We start from the raw sequence: 211 nt of genomic DNA, 5'->3' as shown, positions 1-211 counted from the left end.
ACCTTATCCGTTGAACCATCTGGATACGTTACCACAGCTGTTGCTGGCTTATCTCCTGGTGTGGTTGTATCTACTGGACTCTCAAAGCTTACCTTTGTACCTGCTGGCAAGTCTCCTAGATTTGCAATAGATTTAGATGGATCTACTTCCTCACCTTGTTTAACGGTCTGATCTTGTGCTACTGGTGTGTTCTTATCCGCATCTGTTGGTT

1 protein-coding gene is annotated in these 211 nt (G+C 44.5%); it reads right to left on the bottom strand.

The features are described 5' to 3' along the window. The coding region (locus E4T71_RS09700; RefSeq protein ID WP_245165745.1) for a Rib/alpha-like domain-containing protein at positions 1–211 on the bottom strand (211 nt) is incomplete at both ends.

The sequence above is a fragment of the Streptococcus sp. WM07 genome (genome assembly GCF_004570525.1).
Classification (GTDB): Bacteria; Bacillota; Bacilli; order Lactobacillales; family Streptococcaceae; genus Streptococcus.
The sequence above is the reverse complement of the archived record's forward strand: the minus strand, read 5'-3'. Positions and strand labels throughout refer to the sequence as shown.